This is a genomic window from Caballeronia sp. LZ019 (genome assembly GCF_031450825.1).
Classification (GTDB): Bacteria; Pseudomonadota; Gammaproteobacteria; order Burkholderiales; family Burkholderiaceae; genus Caballeronia.
In genome coordinates this window covers 333,394-347,391 of sequence record NZ_JARTVZ010000005.1, presented here as the reverse complement: position 1 = coordinate 347,391, position 13,998 = coordinate 333,394, and the positions used below count along the sequence as shown (strand labels likewise).

The 13,998-nt window shown below is 66.2% G+C and carries 12 protein-coding genes; 6 read left to right on the top strand and 6 right to left on the bottom strand.

Features of this window, described 5'->3' with window-relative positions:
- The first annotated feature begins 1 nt into the window (after position 1).
- Positions 2 to 982 carry a D-glycerate dehydrogenase gene (locus P9255_RS15015; protein WP_309764369.1) on the top strand — a complete coding sequence of 327 codons (981 nt, stop codon included), beginning with the start codon at positions 2 to 4 and terminating at the stop codon, positions 980 to 982.
- Positions 979 to 2,436: a DNA recombination protein RmuC gene (locus tag P9255_RS15010; RefSeq protein ID WP_309764370.1), complete on the top strand. Its 1,458-nt coding sequence runs from the start codon at positions 979 to 981 to the stop codon at positions 2,434 to 2,436. Before P9255_RS15015 ends, P9255_RS15010 begins: the two co-directional genes overlap by 4 nt.
- Positions 2,437 to 2,443: 7 nt before the next feature.
- On the opposite strand, the gene P9255_RS15005 is transcribed toward P9255_RS15010, so the two are convergent.
- From P9255_RS15005 to P9255_RS14980, 6 genes are all read right to left on the bottom strand, one after another.
- Positions 2,444 to 2,932, bottom strand: a complete 489-nt coding sequence (locus P9255_RS15005) for a GNAT family N-acetyltransferase (RefSeq protein ID WP_309764371.1) — start codon at positions 2,930 to 2,932, stop codon at positions 2,444 to 2,446.
- Positions 2,929 to 3,204: a hypothetical protein gene (locus tag P9255_RS15000; RefSeq protein WP_035959615.1), complete on the bottom strand. Its 276-nt coding sequence runs from the start codon at positions 3,202 to 3,204 to the stop codon at positions 2,929 to 2,931. The genes P9255_RS15005 and P9255_RS15000 overlap by 4 nt, the downstream gene beginning before the upstream one ends.
- Before the next feature lie 68 nt (positions 3,205 to 3,272).
- Positions 3,273 to 4,577, bottom strand: coding sequence for a gephyrin-like molybdotransferase Glp (gene glp / locus P9255_RS14995; protein WP_309764373.1), 1,305 nt, complete (start codon positions 4,575 to 4,577; stop codon positions 3,273 to 3,275).
- A gap of 92 nt (positions 4,578 to 4,669) precedes the next feature.
- Positions 4,670 to 5,224: a molybdenum cofactor guanylyltransferase MobA gene (gene mobA / locus P9255_RS14990; protein ID WP_309790758.1), complete on the bottom strand. Its 555-nt coding sequence runs from the start codon at positions 5,222 to 5,224 to the stop codon at positions 4,670 to 4,672.
- 81 nt (positions 5,225 to 5,305) lie between these two features.
- Positions 5,306 to 6,412 (bottom strand): GTP 3',8-cyclase MoaA, encoded by a 1,107-nt coding sequence (gene moaA, locus P9255_RS14985; protein ID WP_309789975.1) that lies wholly within the window; start codon positions 6,410 to 6,412, stop codon positions 5,306 to 5,308.
- Between the two features lie 195 nt (positions 6,413 to 6,607).
- Positions 6,608 to 10,030: an Rne/Rng family ribonuclease gene (locus tag P9255_RS14980; RefSeq protein ID WP_309764375.1), complete on the bottom strand. Its 3,423-nt coding sequence runs from the start codon at positions 10,028 to 10,030 to the stop codon at positions 6,608 to 6,610.
- A gap of 895 nt (positions 10,031 to 10,925) precedes the next feature.
- On the opposite strand from P9255_RS14980, the gene P9255_RS14975 reads away from it, so the two are divergent.
- Genes P9255_RS14975 through P9255_RS14960 form a run of 4 tightly spaced genes read left to right on the top strand, consistent with a single transcriptional unit; the run spans position 10,926 to position 13,996 of the window.
- Complete coding sequence (locus P9255_RS14975) at positions 10,926 to 11,921, top strand: RluA family pseudouridine synthase (protein WP_309789974.1); 996 nt, start codon at positions 10,926 to 10,928, stop codon at positions 11,919 to 11,921.
- On the top strand, positions 11,922 to 12,581 hold the full coding sequence (locus P9255_RS14970; protein WP_309764377.1) for an HAD-IA family hydrolase: 660 nt from the start codon (positions 11,922 to 11,924) through the stop codon (positions 12,579 to 12,581). It abuts the gene before it with no gap.
- The gene (locus P9255_RS14965) at positions 12,578 to 12,973 is read left to right on the top strand and encodes a Rieske 2Fe-2S domain-containing protein (protein ID WP_309764378.1); all 396 of its coding nucleotides are present in this window, start codon (positions 12,578 to 12,580) and stop codon (positions 12,971 to 12,973) included. Before P9255_RS14970 ends, P9255_RS14965 begins: the two co-directional genes overlap by 4 nt.
- A 54-nt stretch (positions 12,974 to 13,027) precedes the next feature.
- Positions 13,028 to 13,996 carry a S49 family peptidase gene (locus P9255_RS14960; protein WP_309764379.1) on the top strand — a complete coding sequence of 323 codons (969 nt, stop codon included), beginning with the start codon at positions 13,028 to 13,030 and terminating at the stop codon, positions 13,994 to 13,996.
- Positions 13,997 to 13,998 lie beyond the last annotated feature (2 nt).

The following is a 13,998-nucleotide window of genomic DNA, read 5'->3' as shown; positions in this document are numbered from 1 at the left end:
GATGAAGAAGGTACTTGTCGCACGTCCCACTTTTCCCGATGTGATCGAGCGCCTGAAGCAGTATTTCGAAGTCGATCTCAATCCGGGCGACGTGCTTGCGCAAGACGAGTTCGCCCGGCGTCTTGCTGACAAGGACGGCGCGTTCACGGCCGGCGAGATGGTCGGCGAGAAGGAACTGGCGGGCGCGCCTCACCTTAAGGTGGTCGCCAACATGGCGGTCGGCTACAACAACTTCGACATGCAGGCGTTCAACGCGCACAACGTGCTCGGCACGAACACGCCTAACGTGCTCAACGAATCCACCGCCGATTTCGGCTGGGCGCTGATGATGGCAGCGGCGCGCCGCGTCACCGAGTCGGAGCACTTCCTGCGCGCGGGCAAGTGGCAGAAGTGGTCATTCGACTCCTTCCTCGGCGCGGATGTCTACGGCTCGACGCTCGGCGTGATCGGCATGGGACGCATCGGCCAGGCGCTCGCGCGGCGGGCCAGCGGCTTCAACATGCGCGTGGTCTATCACAACCGCTCGCGTGTCGCGCCGGAGATCGAGGCCGAACTGAATGCCGAATACGCGTCGAAGGAAGACTTGCTCAGGCGCGCGGATCACGTCGTGCTCGTCGTGCCGTATTCGAAGGAAAGCCATCACACGATCGGCGCGGCCGAACTCGCGCTGATGAAGCCGACGGCGACGCTGACGAACATCGCGCGTGGCGGAATCGTCGATGACGCCGCATTGATCGACGCGCTGCGCGAGAAGCGCATCGCGGCGGCGGGCCTCGATGTGTTCGAAGGCGAGCCGGATCTGAACCCGGGTTTTCTCGCGCTCGACAATGTCGTGCTGACGCCGCATATCGCGAGCGCGACCGAAGCGACGCGCCGCGCGATGGCCAATCTCGCCGCGGACAACCTGATCGCCGCATTGGGCGAAGGGCCGCGCGCCGGCAATCCGCCGAATCCGATCAACCCCGGCGTGCTCGCGAAATGATCGAAGTGCTGTACGGCGCGGTCGCGGTGCTGGCGGTTGCGCTCGTCATCGTGCTGCTCGCGCTGCTTTCGATGATGCGGCGCGGATCGAACGTCGATATCGAAGAGGAGTTCGCCGCGCTGACCGATCGCGTGAACGACATGGGGGAAGCGCATGCGCGCGCGCAGGAGCGGCTCGAACGCGGCTTGCGCGGCGACATCGCCGAGAGCGCGCGCGTGTCGCGGATGGAATCGCAAGGCGGCTTCGCGCAGTTCCATCAGACGCTCTCGACCCAACTGGCGAGCACGTCGAGCGTACAGAATGCGCAGTTCGACGCGCTCGCGCAGCAACTCGCGCAGCAAAGCCAGCAGGCTCGCGAGGATCAGGGCAACGCACTCAAGCGCTTCGCCGATTCGATGACGCTGCATCTCGCGCAACTGTCGGAGACGAACGATCGCCGGCTCGCCGAAGTGCGCGCGACGCTCGAAGCGCGTCTCAAGGACATCGAAGCGAACAACGCCGCGAAGCTCGAAGAAATGCGCCGCACCGTCGATGAAAAGCTGCACGCCACGCTGGAGCAGCGGCTCGGCGAATCGTTCAGGCTGGTGTCGGAGCGGCTCGAGCAGGTGCATCGCGGACTGGGCGAGATGCAATCGCTGGCGGCGGGCGTCGGCGATCTCAAGAAGGTGCTTACCAACGTCAAGACGCGCGGAATCTGGGGCGAAGTGCAGCTCGAATCGCTGCTGGAACAGTTGCTGACGCCCGATCAGTACGCGAAGAACGTCGCGACGATTCCGAAGAGCACCGAGCGCGTCGAGTTCGCAATCAGGTTGCCGGGCCGGCACGATGCGCCCGGCATAGCCGGTTCGTCGGGCGATGTCGCCACGCCGGTGTGGCTGCCCATCGACGCCAAGTTTCCGCGCGAGGACTACGAGCGTCTGATCGATGCTCAGGAGCGCGCCGACCCGTTGGCGGTGGAGGAGGCATCGCGTGCGCTGGAAGGACGCCTGCGCGCCGAGGCGAAAGTCATCGCGCAGAAGTATGTCGCGCCGCCTCATACGACCGACTTCGCGTTGCTCTTCTTGCCGACCGAGGGCTTGTACGCGGAAGTGCTGCGTCGTCCGGGCCTGAGCGACTTTCTTCAGCGCGAGTATCGCGTGACCATCGCCGGCCCGACGACCCTGACCGCATTGCTCAACAGCCTGCAGATGGGCTTCCGGACACTTGCTATCGAGAAGCGGTCGAGCGAAGTGTGGCAGGTGCTGGGCGCGGTGAAGACCGAGTTCGGAAAGTTCGGCGACGTGCTCGCGAAGACGAAGGCGCAACTGGAAACCGTCACGCGCTCGATCGAGGCGGCGCAGACACGCACGCGTCAGATGGGCAAGCGCCTGCGCGACGTGGAGGCGTTGCCGCATGAACAGGCGGCCGGCTTGCTCGGGGATGCGTCGTCGCCCGAAAGCGACGAAGAACTTTGAGCGGCGTTCAGTCCGCCGCGCTGGCGAGGCGGTTCAGCGAATCGCCCGTCACGCGCACGACGCGCCAGTCGGGCAGCACGGTCGCGCCCATCTTCTCGTAGAAGTCGATCGCGTTCTGGTTCCAATCGAGCACCGACCACTCGAATCGTCCACACTCGCGTTGGACCGCAATCGCGGCGAGCTTTTTCAGCATCATCGTGCCGAGGCCGCTGCCGCGCAGCGCGGGCCGCACGTACAGGTCTTCCAGATACAGACCGCGCCTGGCGAGAAAGGTCGAGAAGTTGTGGAAGAAGAGGGCGTATCCCACGACTTCGCTCGCCTGCTCCGCGACGAGCGCTTCCGCTGCGGGCCGCGCGCCGAAGAGCGCATCGTGCAGGCTGTTCTCCGTTGCGACGAACAGATGCGTGAGCTTCTCGAACTCGGCGAGTTCGTACATCAGCGCAAAGACCGCGCCGACGTCGGCGGGCGTGGCGGCGCGGATCGACGCGGCGCTCATGCTTCCTCCGGCGCGTCGGACAACACGATCTCGATGCCGCCGAAGCGCGACGCCACCCAGTTGTACGCGTGGCACGCGATCCACAGCAGAATGAAGCCGAGGATCGCGTTCAGCAGCAGGGCGCTCGTGACCGTGCTGAATTCGACGGAGCCGTATCGCACGAACGCGACCACCACGCCCAGCAGCACGATCGGCACGCTGAACGTCAAATACACGAGGATCAGCGCCTTCGCGGTCTGCCCCGGCGCGATGAAGGAAATCTGCTTTTTCATGGGAGGAAAACCCCGTCTGTCGATGATTGGAGTGAGTGCGCGGCGGCGCGTGCCAGTCTTGCCCGCCGTCAGATGAGGCCGTCGAAGGGAGCGATGTTCACCTCGTCGCCGGCTTCGACGTCGGCGCGTTCGTGTTCGAGCACGATGAAGCAGTTCGCTTCGCTCATCGAACTGAGCACGCCGGAGCCTTGCGGGCCGGTGGTGACGACGCGCCAGAGGCCGGCTTCGTCGCGCGTCGCGATGCCGCGCTGAAATTCCGTGCGGCCGGCGCGCTTCTTGACCCGCTCGCCTGCGCGCGCGCGGATGGTCGTCAGCGGCGAGCGCGTGGCGCCGGACATCGCGAGCAGCGCCTCGCGCACGATGAAATAGAACGTCGCCATGACCGCGACCGGATTGCCCGGCAGTCCGAAGAACAGCGCCGGCTTGCCCGCACCTGCGCGCTCGCCCGACCACAGGCGGCCGAATGCGAGCGGCCGTCCGGGGCGCATCGCAATCTTCCAGAACGCGACGTCGCCGAGCGAGTTCATCAGTTCGCGCGTGAAGTCGGCATCGCCGACGGAGACGCCGCCCGAACTCATGACGACATCCGCTGCTTCCGTCGCACGGCGCAGCGCGCTTTCGAGCGATGCGCGATCGTCCCGGACGATGCCGAGATCGACGGTCTCGACGCCGAGACGGCGCAGCATCGCGAAAAGGGTGTAGCGGTTGCTGTCGTAGAGGCTGCCCGGCGTCAGCGGTTCGCCGACGGAGCGCAGTTCATCGCCCGTCGAAAAGAAGGCGACCACGACGCGCTTTCGCACCCCGACCTCCGCGATGCCGAGCGATGCGAGCAAGCCGAGATCCGACGCGCGCACGATGCGGCCCGCGCGCAACGCCGGTTTGCCGCGCGCGAGATCCTCACCCGACAGCCGCCGATTCTGGCCCGCGCGCACGGCGGTGGCGGCAAAACGGACCGCATCGCCTTCCCGCGTGACGAGTTCCTGCGGGATGACCGTGTCGCAGCCGGGCGGCATCAGCGCGCCCGTCATGATGCGCACGCATTGACCTTCGCCCGGTTCCGCGCCGAACGGCTGTCCGGCGAACGCGGCCCCCGCGACCTTCAGCTCGACAGTTTCTCGCGACGAAGCCAGCGCCGCGCCGGCGAACGCGTAGCCGTCCATTGCGGAGTTGTCGAAAGCGGGGACATCGATGGGGGAAATAACGTCTTCCGCGAGCACGCGATCCAGCGCATCGAAGAGACCGACGCGCTCCACGCGCCCCTCCTGGCCCAGCGGCAGCGCCCATTGACGCACGATGTCCTGCGCTGCTTCGACGGGCAACGCGTTCGGATCGTAGTGGGCGACGCAACCGGTGAGTGGCTTCAACGTGATCATGAATCGGAGTGAGGCGCGACGAACGCGGGCGAGGGACTAGCGGCGAGGGTGCGAAAACAAGCGGGTGACGAGCGCGCAGCGATCCGTTCGGATTACCGACGCTCCAGCTCCGCTAGCTGGCGCAAATCATTGATATTGTAAAACGCACGGTCATCGTCAAATGGCACTTGCACCGCCTTGTGGCGTGCGTACCACGCACGCACTTTGCGCTCGCCGGATGCGAGCCAGGCGTCGAGATCGTCGGCGAGCGAGGCGCGCACGAGCGCGAAAACCGGATGCGCGACACGCTCGCCCGAAGGCTCCGTCGTCGCGGCATAGGCGATGTCGGCCTGCGCCCGATCGAGTGCGTCCGCGAGCAGGAGCCCGAGCCGTTCATCGACGAAAGGGGCATCGCACGGGGCCGTCAGCACGAATTCCGTCTGCGCGACACGCAGGCCCGCCGCGATTCCGGCGAGGGGGCCGGGATAATCGCCGAGCGTATCGGCGACGACGCGGGCATCGAACGGTGCGGCTAGCCGCTGATACGCCTCGATGCTGCGGTTCGCGCTGACGAGCATGGCGCCGGCTTGCGGCGCGATCCTGCGCAGCACGTGGAGCGCAAGCGGCTCACCGCGATACGACTGCATGCCCTTGTCGACGCCGCCCATGCGCGAGCCGCGTCCGCCCGCGAGAACGAGGCCGGTGATATCGGAGCGGGAAGCGCGGGCAGTCACGAGCGACGCATTCCTTCAGCCGCCGATGTACGACATTTCGACGCGCGGCCCGTCCTCCCGCATTGGCGCGGACGCGCTGCCGCGCAACTGCGAGTAGCGGTCGCCGCGCGCGTCCCAGATTCGCGCGATGGCGGTCGCGACCACTTTATCGCTCGCACCGCCGCGGATGAGTCCGCGCAAGTCGTGGCCGGTCGTCGCGAAGAGGCAAAGGTACAGCTTGCCTTCGGTCGACAGCCGCGCGCGCGTGCACGACCCGCAGAACGCGCGCGTCACGCTCGAAATAACGCCGATTTCGCCGCTGCCGTCGCGATAGCCCCAGCGCTGCGCCGTTTCGGCGGCCGTGTGCGCTTCGAGCGGCACGAGCGGAAAGTGCTCGGCGATGCGCTCGACGACTTCCGCCGATGGCAGCACTTCGTTCATGTTCCAGCCGTTGGACGCGCCGACATCCATGTATTCGATGAACCGCAGAATCGCGCCGCTTCCCTTGAAGTGCCGCGCCATCGGGACGATTTCCTGGTCGTTCGTGCCGCGCTTCACCACCATGTTGACCTTGACCGGCGCAAGCCCCACGGCCTGCGCGGCCGCGATGCCGTCGAGCACGTCGGCGACGGCGAAATCGGCGTCGTTCATGCGGCGAAAGAGGGCATCGTCGAGCGCGTCGAGACTGACCGTGACGCGCGACAAGCCCGCATCCTTCAGCGATTGCGCCTTGCGCGCAAGCAGCGAACCGTTGGTAGTCAGCGTGACGTCGAGCGGGCCGCCTTCCGGCGTGCGCAGCATCGCGAGGCGTTCGACCAGGAATTCGAGGTTCTTGCGAAGCAGCGGTTCGCCGCCCGTCAGCCTGATTTTCTCGACGCCGTGCGCGACGAACACGCGCGCGAGCCGTTCGATTTCCTCGAACGACAGCAGCGCGGAATGCGGAAGAAACGGGTAGTCCTTGTCGAACACTTCGCGGGGCATGCAATAGACGCAGCGGAAGTTGCACCGGTCCGTCACCGATATGCGCAAGTCGCGCAACGGGCGCGCGAGCGTGTCCGTCAGCACTCCGGAAGGCGACGACGCATCGCCGGTGTAGTCCGGAATCGCGCTGACATCGGCGAGGGGGATGATGCGTCGGGACATAAGGCGTGGTGACTCGGTTGGATCGATGCGGGAATCGCCTCATTTTAGCGGAAGCGCGCAAGCCGGGTCGGCGCCGCCCGCGATGCCGCGGCTCGGGCTTTCCATTAGCGATGCGCAAAAAAACGCCATCGACCGGAATCGATGGCGTTTCCACTACTGGTCGCGCAGCCGGCATTGCCGGCCACGCGCTTGCACTCACTGCGCGCTCTTGCCGGTTTCCACTTGCTGCATCGGCGCGGTGTCGAGCGGCGGAAGCGGCTTGCGCTGACGGGGCGCGCGCGCCGGCTGCGGCTCGCGCTCGGCTGCGGCGCTCGCTTCACGCAGTTTGTCCGCGTCCGTATTCACCCACACGAGGCCGGCGGTTTCGAGCATCGGCTTCAGCGCGTCGGTTCCGGTCGACGTTGTGGGCGTCGCGGGCGTCGCCGGCGTCGCCGGCGTTTCAGCCGTTGCTGCGGATACCGCCGTTGCCGCCGGCGTCGGTGCGACCGCTTCGGTTTTCACCGGTTCCGCTTCCATCGCGACGGGCTCGGCGCTCGGCGTCGCCGCCGCTGCCGGTTCGGCCTTGACCGGCTCGACAGCGGTTGCATCCGGCGTGCTGGCGATGGCCGCCGGCTTCAGCGGCTGCGACAGCTCGGCCGCTTCCGGCTCGGCTTCGGCGGCCGCCTGAGCGGGGACGGGCGCTTTCGCTTCGGTTTCCACCGGAGCGGGCGCGAACGGATCGGCGGGCTTCGTCTCCGAAACCGTCGGCGTCGGGCCGAACGGATTCTGGACTGCCGTTGCGGGCGCGGGCTTCGCGAAAATGTCCACTTCGGGAGCGGCGGCTTGCGGTGCTGCTGCTGCTTCGGGCTTGGCTTCAGGCTTGGCTTCGGCGTTCACTCCGGACGACTCGGCCTGCGCGGGCGGCACTTCTGCCGCGACCGGCGCGGGTTGCACCGGCTTCTCGTCGCGGGTTTCCGTGACCGGCTTGTCGACGGCGACCGGACGCGTTTCGCGACGAGCGGACGCTTCCTGCGCGGCTTCCGCGTCGAACACGCCGGCTTGCGCCGACATGCTGTCGACAGCGCCTTCCGCTTCGGCGACATCGGCGGCGTGGTTCACCGTCGTGCCTTCCTCGTCGCGATCGCGGCGGCCACCGCGACGGCCACGGCGACGACGGCGGCGTTCTTCGCCATCGCGCGCGGCGGCCTGATCGGCGGAAGCGGCGTCGATGCCTTGCTGCTCGGCATCGGCGTTGAACGGCGCTGCATCGACGATATCCGATTCGACCGGTTCCGACGGCGTCAGCGCCTCGACGGCTGCTTCGGGTTGCGGCTTGCGGCGCTCGCCGCGTTCCGGACGCTCGGCGCGCGGAGGACGTTCCGCACCTTCTGCACGTTCCGCGCGTTCGACGCGCTCACCGCGCTCCGCACGTTCGGGACGCTCCGCACGCTCGCGGCGTTCCGGACGCTCGGCGGCTTCCGGACGCGCTGCGCGCTCGGCATTGCGATCCTGTCCGCGTTCGCGGCTTTCACGCGGCTCGCGCGCTTCACGCGGCTCGCGGGTTTCGCGCGGCTCTCGGGCTTCGCGCGGTTCGCGCGCTTCACGGGGCTCTCGTGCTTCACGCGGCTCACGTGCTTCGCGCAGCTCGCGGCCTTCGCGCCCGCTGCGGACTTCGCGGTCTTCACGACGCGCACCCTGACGGCCCGCGCCATTGCCACCGGTCGCGGCGCCGGCGGTAGTCGCCGCTGCGCCCTCACGTCCCGCGCCGCCACGACGATTGCGATTGCGATCGCCACCGCCCGCGCGCTCGCCACGCTCGGCGCGTTCCGTGCGCTCACGTTGCGGACGCGCCGCCGGTTGCGCTTCGACCGGCGCCGGAACCGGCTTCGCTTCCGGCTGAATGCCGAACAGATTCTTGATCCAGCCGATGAACCCGCCGCTCGCCGAAACCGGCGCGGGCGCAGGGGCGGGAGCCACGGCTTCGACAGGCGCGGGCTTCACCGGCGCGCTCGGCGCCGGCTTCTCGGGCGTGATGCCCTTGACCGCCGCTTCCTGCTTCGGCTTCACTTCTTCGGTGCGCTTGCTGTAGCCGGTCTCGGATTCGAGCTCGCTCGCTGCTTCGACGGCCATCTTCCACGACGCGCGCGGCTCGTCGAGGCGGGCGTCGTCGTGACGCAGACGCTCAAGCTTGTAATGCGGCGTCTCGAGGTGCTTGTTCGGAATCAGCACGACGGCGACCTTGAAGCGCGACTCGATCTTGTTGATTTCCGAGCGCTTCTCGTTGAGCAGGAAGGCGGTCACTTCGACCGGCACCTGGCAGTGGATCGCCGCGGTGTTTTCCTTCATCGCTTCTTCCTGAATGATCCGCAGCACTTGCAGCGCGGACGATTCCGTATCGCGGATATGGCCCGTTCCGTTGCAGCGCGGGCAGGTCACGTGGCTGCCTTCCGACAACGCCGGACGCAGGCGCTGACGCGACAGTTCCATCAGGCCGAAGCGCGAAATCTTGCCCATCTGCACGCGTGCGCGGTCGTGCTTGAGCGCGTCTTTCAGGCGCTGCTCGACTTCGCGCTGGCTCTTCGCCGACTCCATGTCGATGAAGTCGATCACGATGAGACCGCCCAGATCGCGCAGGCGCAACTGGCGCGCGACTTCGTCGGCGGCTTCGAGATTGGTGCGGGTGGCGGTCTCTTCGATATCCGCGCCCTTGGTCGCGCGAGCCGAGTTCACGTCGATGGCGACGAGCGCCTCGGTGTGATCGATCACGATTGCGCCGCCCGACGGCAGCGGCACCGTGCGCGAGTACGCCGTTTCGATCTGATGCTCGATCTGGAAGCGCGAGAAGAGCGGCACGTCGTCGTGATAGCGCTTCACCTTCGAGAGGTTGTCGGGCATCACGATGTCCATGAAGGCGCGCGCCTGGTCATGGATCTCGGTCGTGTCGATGAGAATTTCGCCGATGTCCGGCTGGAAGTAATCGCGAATCGCGCGGATGACGAGGCTCGATTCGAGATAGATCAGCATCGGCTGGCCGGCGATGCCGCTCTGCGACGCGGCTTCGATCGCGCGCCACAGTTGCATCAGGTAGTTCAGGTCCCACTGGAGCTCTTCCGCCGAGCGGCCGATACCCGCCGTCCGCGCGATGATGCTCATGCCTTCCGGCAGGTCGAGCTGCGCCATGGTTTCGCGCAGTTCCTGCCGCTCGTCGCCCTCGATCCGGCGGGACACGCCGCCGCCGCGCGGGTTGTTCGGCATGAGGACGAGATAACGGCCGGCCAGCGAAATGAACGTGGTCAGCGCCGCGCCCTTGTTGCCGCGCTCTTCCTTCTCGACCTGAACGATGAGTTCCTGGCCTTCGCGCAGCGCGTCCTGAATGCGCGCGGAGCGCATGTCGACGCCATCGCGGAAATACTGGCGGGCGACTTCCTTGAACGGCAGGAAGCCGTGGCGATCTTCGCCGTAATTGACGAAGCACGCTTCGAGCGACGGCTCGATGCGGGTGACGACTCCCTTGTAGATGTTGCCCTTGCGCTGTTCGCGCCCGGCGGTTTCGATGTCGATATCGATGAGCTTCTGCCCATCGACGATGGCGACGCGGAGTTCTTCCTGCTGCGTCGCATTGAACAGCATGCGTTTCATTGAACGGCTCCAGTGCAGCTCTGCCGTCCCTCGTCTTGCGAATCGCCGCCGGTGAGTCGACATCGGGCGCGCGAAGCGGGAGGGCGTGCATGCCACGCTTATTGTGTGTTGTCACAAAGCACGCTGGAGCGGAACCTCTGGCGGGAGAATTGCCGAAAGCTGGCTGCGGCGCCGGAAAAGGGCGGCGCAGCCATGGGGCACATGCGACAACAGAGGCGCACAGGGCGATGCGGCCCGCGCGAGGATGACGGCGGCGCTGGGGGCTCCGCGTCTCAAAATGGACGCGCCGAACCCGCTGCGCTCTTGATACAGAGCCTTTTTTCCTCCCGACGGCAACCGCGACGCGAAGAGCGGCCGAGGCAGTCCCGCGCGAACCGGCGCGATGCTTCGTTGCCCATCTTCACCATCGCGGTCATGCCGCGCCGGCCGCCGCAGGCCAGGTGCTCCCGGCGGCTTGCCGTGTCTCGCCTCATGCGACGCTTATTTCGCCTCTCGCGCTTCGCCGGAATCAGCGCAGCAGCGGGTTGCGTCGTCAGTTGTTCGCAAACCGGCGAGCCGCGATGCGCCGTTTTCGCCCCATGCGCGATGGCAGGGCTGAATCGGGCGGGCGTCCGGTTATACGTCCGGACGCCAATCGCTTCTCGCCGATGAAATTCTTTTTGACCAGAAATCCGTTACCGTCGGCGATCGACCCGACCGAACGCGCCTGTGGGCTCCGTCCCTGCCGGTGATCTCGCCGTGCGTGCAACTCGTCGCTCTATTTTCCGGGCGAGCAACCGACCCTGGGCGCAAGTAAAATGATGATTTATTGCTTGCACCTGAACAGTCTGATCAATCGCGGTCACGGTATTCGTCTACCGCAACCTTTTCAGGCTGCTCGCAAATTATATTCAGAATGAATGAGTTAGGCAAAACATCCCATAAAAAGGTCGCAAGCGAGCAAGTGTCGATGATCGAAATCGACGAAACGGCCGCCGGTCAGCGCATCGACAACTTCCTTTTACGCGTCTGCAAAGGCGTCCCGAAGAGTCACATTTATCGCATTCTGCGCAGCGGGGAAGTGCGCGTGAACAAGGGCCGCATCGACGCCGCGTATCGCCTGGAACTGGGCGATCTCGTGCGCGTGCCGCCCATCCGCGTCGCGCAAGCCGATGAAACGCCGGTATCGTCGAATGCGCCCGCCGCCGAATTTCCGATTCTTTTCGAAGACGAGCATCTGATCGTCATCGACAAGCCGTCGGGCGTCGCGGTGCACGGCGGCAGCGGCGTCGCGTTCGGCGTCATCGAACAACTGCGCAACGCGCGGCCGCACGCGAAGTTCCTCGAACTCGTGCATCGGCTGGATCGCGAAACGTCGGGCGTGCTGATGCTCGCGAAAAAGCGCCTCGCGCTCGTTAATCTCCATGAGCAGATCCGCGAAAATCGCGTGGACAAGCGGTATTACGCGGCCGGACACGGCGACTGGCCGAGCGACTGGGGACGGCGGCGCATCGTGAAGGCGCCGCTGCACAAGTATGTCGCGGCGGACGGCGAGCGGCGCGTGCGAATCCAGGAAAACGGCCTGCCGTCGCACACGGTCTTCAACCTGATCGAGCGATGGGACGACTACGCCTGGGTCGAGGCCGAGCTCAAGACCGGGCGCACGCACCAGATTCGCGTGCACATGGCGAGCATCGGGCTGCCGATCGCGGGCGACGCCAAATACGGCGACTTCGCGCTGAACAAGGAACTTGCGCGGCCGAGCGCGAATCCGTCGCTCAAGCGCATGTTCCTGCACGCGTATCGCCTGAAAATCACGCATCCGGCGACGGGCGCACCGCTTCAATTCGAGGCGCCGCTTCCGGCGGAATGCCGGCGCTTCATCGAACAACTCAAAAACCGAGAGACATAAATGGCGCGGCAGCAATTCGATTTGATCGTATTCGACTGGGACGGCACACTCATGGATTCGACCGTCCATATCACGCGCAGCATTCAGGCGGCCTGCCGCGACCTGGGACTGCCCGTTCCCGCCGATGAATCCGCGAGCTATGTCATCGGCCTCGGCCTCAAGGACGCGCTGCAAATCTGCGCGCCGACGCTCGATCCGAAGGACTATCCGCGCCTTGCCGAGCGTTATCGCTTCCACTTCCTGACGACCGGCCAGCAGACCGAGCTTTTCACGGGCGTGCGCGAACTGCTGCAGGAGTTGCGCGACGAGGGGTATTTTCTCGCCGTCGCCACGGGCAAGAGCCGCGTCGGGCTCAACCGCGCGCTGGATCAGTCGCGGCTGACGAGCCTTTTCGACGGCACGCGCTGCGCGGACGAAACCTTCTCGAAGCCGCATCCGGCGATGCTGCACGAACTCACGCGCGAACTCGGGCAGGACCTGACGCGCACGGTGATGATCGGCGACACGACGCACGATCTGCAAATGGCGATCAACGCGGGCGCGGCGGGCGTGGGCGTCGCGTATGGGGCGCATCCGGCAGATTCGCTGACGGCGCTGCAGCCGCGCTTCTGCGCGGATAGCGTCGCGTCGCTGGCGGGCTGGCTGCGGGAGCACGCATGAGCGAATCTTTGCAGCCTGATCGCGAGGCGGTGCGCGTGTGCGCATCGGACGAACTGGTCGATGGCGGCGCGGGCGTGCGCGTCGGGGCGAAGGAGGCGAGCGGCGAAGCCGTGGTCTTCTTCGTGCGCTACGACGGCAAGCCGTACGGCTATCTGAACCGTTGCGCGCACGTGCCGATGGAACTGGACTGGAACGAGGGCCAGTTCTTCGAAAGCTCGGGCCTATACTTGATGTGCGCGACGCACGGCGCCATCTACGAGCCCGACAGCGGCAAGTGTGTCGGCGGACCGTGTCGCGGCGCGCGTCTTCGGCCCGTGAACGTCGAAGAGCGCGAGACGCCGGAAGGCCGCGCGGTCTTCTGGCTGCCGGACGACACGCTCCGCCCCGCCTGACTTTCTTCTTTCCATATTGACCATTGACGCGGCTGCACGCCCGGAAGACCACGCATGTCCGATAACCTTTCCCCCAACCCGCGCGGTGACGACCGCTGGGAACGCGACGCGCTCGAGCGAATCGCGCTCGCCGCCATTCGCGAACAACGCGCGGCGCGGCGCTGGCGCATCTTCTTTCGCTTCGTGTTTCTCGCGGTGATTCTTTTCATCGCGTGGGGCGTGTTCGATTTCACCGGCGATCACGTTTCGAAGACCGCGAAGCACACGGCGCTGATCGACCTGCAAGGCGAGATCTCCGCCAACAGCGACGCGAGCGCCGACAATATCGGGGCGGCGCTCGAAAGCGCCTTCGAGGACGAAGGCACCGCCGGCGTGATCCTGCGCATCAACAGCCCGGGCGGCAGTCCGGTGCAGGCAGGCATCGTCAATCGCGAGATCGGGCGCCTGCGCGCGAAGTATCCGAAGACGCCGCTTTACGTCGTCGTCGACGACATGTGCGCGTCGGGCGGTTATTACATTGCAGCGGCCGCGGATCGCATCTACGTCGATCGCGCGAGCATCGTCGGGTCGATCGGCGTGCTGATGGACGGCTTCGGCTTCACCGGCCTGATGAACAAGCTGGGCGTCGAGCGCCGCATGCATACATCGGGCGCGAACAAGGGCGCATTCGATCCGTTCTCGCCCGAGACGCCGCAGATGACCGCGCACGCGCAGGACATGCTGAACGCGATCCACGCGCAGTTCATCGACGCCGTGAAGCAGGGCCGCGGCAAGCGTCTGAAGGACGATCCGGACCTCTTCTCCGGCATGTTCTGGACGGGCGAGAAGAGCGTCGAACTCGGTCTCGCCGATGGCTTCGGCGACGCCAACTACGTCGCGCGGGAAGTCATCAAGCAGCCGGATATCGTCGATTACACGCAGAAGGAAAGCATCGGCGAACGCGTGGTGCGGCGCTTCGGGGCGTCCGTCGGCGATGCCGCCGTGCGCGCGCTGACGCTCGGCGGCAGATTGCAACTGCGCTGAGA